The 3966-nt window shown below is 36.7% G+C and carries 4 protein-coding genes and 1 tRNA gene; 4 read left to right on the top strand and 1 reads right to left on the bottom strand.

Annotation, left to right across the window (positions count from 1 at the left end; translation table 11 throughout):
• The 4 genes from Q0Q99_RS02030 to Q0Q99_RS02015 all read left to right on the top strand — a co-directional run.
• On the top strand, positions 1-757 hold a 757-nt coding region (locus Q0Q99_RS02030; RefSeq protein ID WP_293890682.1), incomplete at its 5' end, for an electron transfer flavoprotein subunit alpha/FixB family protein.
• Positions 758-875: 118 nt separating this feature from the next.
• Positions 876-1502, top strand: coding sequence for a bifunctional nuclease domain-containing protein (locus tag Q0Q99_RS02025; RefSeq protein ID WP_293890679.1), 627 nt, complete (start codon positions 876-878; stop codon positions 1500-1502).
• Between the two features lie 61 nt (positions 1503-1563).
• Entirely contained in the window at positions 1564-2388 is an 825-nt protein-coding gene (locus Q0Q99_RS02020) for a thymidylate synthase (protein WP_293890676.1), read from the top strand.
• A 36-nt stretch (positions 2389-2424) separates the two neighbouring features.
• On the top strand, positions 2425-3510 hold the full coding sequence (locus Q0Q99_RS02015; RefSeq protein WP_293890674.1) for a glycoside hydrolase family 130 protein: 1086 nt from the start codon (positions 2425-2427) through the stop codon (positions 3508-3510).
• Positions 3511-3551: 41 nt separating this feature from the next.
• On the opposite strand, the gene Q0Q99_RS02010 is transcribed toward Q0Q99_RS02015, so the two are convergent.
• Positions 3552-3624 (bottom strand) — tRNA-Gly (locus Q0Q99_RS02010).
• Between the last annotated feature and the right edge of the window lie 342 nt (positions 3625-3966).

Here is a 3966-nt window from a genome sequence, read left to right as displayed (position 1 = left end):
AGCATACGCAGATGTTATCAAACAGGCGGCTCAAAAAGAAAATGTAAAACTTGTTTTGCTTTCTTCGACTACTGACAGTTTGTATATGGCGCCATTAGTAGCCGTTGTTCTTGAAGCAGGTTTTGCTTCAAACGTTGTTGGATTGCCGATAAGCACTACGCCATTTCAGGTAAAAAGACACGCTTTTTCAAACAAAGCTTTTAATATTACTGAAATCAGTACAGACTTAAGAGTATTAAGTTTAGCCAAAAACTCTTACGGGATTTTTGAAAACGCGTCTACTTTAGCAGAAGAGGATTTTAATCCAACTATTGGAGAAAATGATTTTGGTGTAAAAGTAGAATTAGTAGAGAAATCATCAGGAAAAGTAACAATTGCCGATGCAGACATCGTTGTTTCTGCAGGTCGTGGATTAAAAGGTCCTGAAAACTGGGGGATGATTGAAGAGTTGGCGTCTGTTCTAGGAGCTGCGACTGCCTGTTCAAAACCTGTTTCTGATTTAAACTGGAGGCCTCATGGCGAACACGTAGGACAAACAGGAAAACCTGTTGCGGCTAATTTATATATTGCCATCGGGATTTCCGGAGCAATTCAGCACATCGCCGGAATCAACTCTTCAAAAGTAAAAGTAGTTATCAATGCAGACCCGGAAGCACCTTTTTTTAAGGTAGCAGATTATGGTGTTGTAGGAGATGCTTTTGTAATCGTTCCTGCACTAATAAAGAAGTTAAAGGAATTCAAGGAACAAAATTCATAAGAATTTATAGATTGTACTAGTTTCAAGGCTGTCTAAATTTAATTTGTTTAGACAGCCTTTTATTTTATAACCAATAAATTCTTTGTAACTTTATCTAATACATTGTACTTTTGCAACTATGAGTTTAGTCAAATTAACTATAAAAGGGATTTCATACAGTCAGACGCAAAACGGCGCTTACGCTTTGATATTAAACGAAGTGGATGGCGACCGCAAACTGCCAATCGTAATCGGTGCTTTTGAGGCGCAATCTATTGCAATCGCATTAGAAAAAGAAATCAAACCTCCAAGACCAATGACCCACGATTTGTTCAAAAACTTTGCCGACCGCTTTGAAATAATAGTAAAACAAGTCATCATTCATAAATTAGTTGACGGTGTTTTTTATTCAAGTCTTATTTGTGAAAGAGACAAAATCGAAGAAATTATTGATGCGCGGACTTCAGATGCAATTGCATTGGCACTTCGTTTTTGCGCACCAATATTTACATATAAAAACATTCTGGACAAAGCCGGCATTTTTTTAAAATCAAATTCGTTTGAAACAGAAAAAGATGCTGATGACGCAAGTGATGTGCTTTCTAATCCGGAAACATTTGGAATGGAAGAGACCAATCAGTCGGGACAAACTTACAGTAAAAATAGTATACCTGAATTGCTTGAACTTTTAGAAGCAGCGGTTTTGAATGAAGATTATGAAAAGGCCGCAAAGGTTAGAGACGAAATCTCAAAAAGAGACTCTTAGTTTTGGTTTCTTTGAGATAACGCGTCAAAAAATTACTAAAAAACACCGAAACAAATTAAAAGTGAAGCAATATTTAGATTTAGTTCAGCACGTTTTTGATAACGGAACTCAAAAAGGCGACAGAACAGGAACGGGGACAAAAAGCGTTTTTGGTTATCAGATGCGTTTCGATTTGAGTGAGAATTTCCCAATGGTTACGACTAAAAAGCTGCATTTAAAATCTATTATCTACGAATTGCTTTGGTTTTTGAAAGGTGACAGTAATATTGCTTATTTGAACGAAAACGGCGTCAAAATCTGGGATGAATGGGCAGATGAAAACGGTGAATTAGGTCCTGTTTACGGACACCAATGGCGCAACTGGAACAGCGAAGAAATTGACCAGATTACCGAATTAATAGATACTTTAAAACAGAACCCGAATAGCAGGAGAATGTTGATTTCTGCCTGGAATCCATCGGTTTTGCCTGATACTTCTAAATCTTTTGCCGAGAATGTTGCCGATGGAAAAGTAGCTTTACCACCATGTCATGCTTTTTTTCAGTTTTATGTAGCTGATGGTAAATTATCTTGTCAGTTGTATCAAAGAAGCGCCGATATCTTCCTTGGTGTTCCTTTTAATATCGCATCTTATGCACTATTGACTATGATGATTGCCCAAGTCTGCAACTTACGCGTGGGTGAATTCATTCATACTTTTGGCGATGCACATATTTACAACAATCATTTTGAACAATTGGAATTGCAGTTGTCAAGAGAGCCAAGACCATTGCCAAAAATGATTTTAAATCCCAATGTAAAGAACATTTTTGATTTTACTTTTGAAGATTTTACTTTGCAAGGATACGAGCCTCATGCTCATATTAAAGGCATTGTTGCAGTGTAAATAAGTTTGTTGTACAAATTTACAAATGAGGAAAAAATGAAAGACATAACAAAACGCTTTCTGGAAAACCCCTTATTATCACCATCAGATATCTGCGCCAGTGTGGAAGGATTACAAGTTACCTGTCTTCTCAATCCGGGCGTATTTCGATTTCAAGAAAAAATATGGCTATTAGTAAGGGTCGCAGAGAGACCCGAGCAAAAAGAAAACTTCATTTCTTTTCCCGTCCCTACCGACACCCGAATGATAAAAATCATTGAAATAGCAAAAGACGATCCTGAATTAAAAGTAATTGATGCAAGAGTTATTAATTATAAAGGTATCAATTACCTTACTACATTATCTCACCTTAGATTGCTATACAGCGACGATGGCATTCGATTTTATGAATCGGAAGATTTCCCTCCTTTGACCGGCGAAGGTTTGCTTGAAACTTTTGGCATAGAAGATTGCAGGGTTGCGCTCATCGAAAACAAATACTATCTCACTTACACGGCTGTTTCTGATAATGGTGTCGGCGTTGGTTTACGCACTACCACCGATTGGAAAAAATTTCAGTCTTACGGAATGATATTACCACCACATAATAAGGATTGTGCCATTTTTGAAGAAAAAATAAATGGTTTATTCTATGCCTTGCACCGTCCGAGTAGTGTAGATATTGGCGGTAATTATATTTGGCTGGCTTCATCACCTGATGGCATTCATTGGGGCAATCATCAGTGCATTATTAAAACAAGGAAAGGATTTTGGGATAGCGCAAGGGTTGGTGCAGGAGCTTCGCCAATAAAAACAAAAAACGGCTGGTTAGAAATTTATCATGGAGCAAATGAGGAGCATCAATATTGTCTGGGTGCTTTTTTGATGGATTTGTATGACCCTTCACAAATAATTGCCCGGACAAAAGTACCTATTATGATTCCGTCTGCAACTTATGAATTGATTGGTTTTTTTGGCAACGTCGTGTTTACTAACGGACACCTTGCAGATAATGACGGTGATTTAATAACAATTTATTATGGCGCTTCTGATGAATTTATATGTGGCGCCCATTTTTCTATCAAAGAAATCTTTTCACTATTAGAATATAACACTTCAGACATCAAAACCAAGAGCATTTAAAATAAAAAAACCTCAAACTTTCGTATGAGGTTTTAAAGAAGAGCGAAAGACGAGGCTCGAACTCGCGACAACCAGCTTGGAAGGCTGGAGCTCTACCAACTGAGCTACTTTCGCATTAACAACGGTGCAAATATAAAGAATAAGTTTACTTGATTGCAAGTTTTTTTATAAAAAACACATCTTTTTTCGATTGGAGTTTTGGGAAATCATATTTTAGGTATAATTGTATTATAGACAAATTGTTATCTATTTATTCATATCAAAAAAATTAAAATTAATATGTTTATCATTAAAGAAATCAACTCAGCGGAGACATTTACAGTACGTCATCCGGTTTTAAGAGCGGGAAAACCGATTGAAAGTTGTCTGTTTGACGGAGATGATTTGACTTCAACCAAACATTTTGGTCTCTATGATGATGACAATTTAGTAGGTGTTATTTCTTTGTTTGAAAGT

The sequence above is a fragment of the Flavobacterium sp. genome, from assembly GCF_025352425.1.
In the GTDB taxonomy this organism is placed as follows: Bacteria; Bacteroidota; Bacteroidia; order Flavobacteriales; family Flavobacteriaceae; genus Flavobacterium.
The sequence above is the reverse complement of the archived record's forward strand: the minus strand, read 5'-3'. Positions and strand labels throughout refer to the sequence as shown.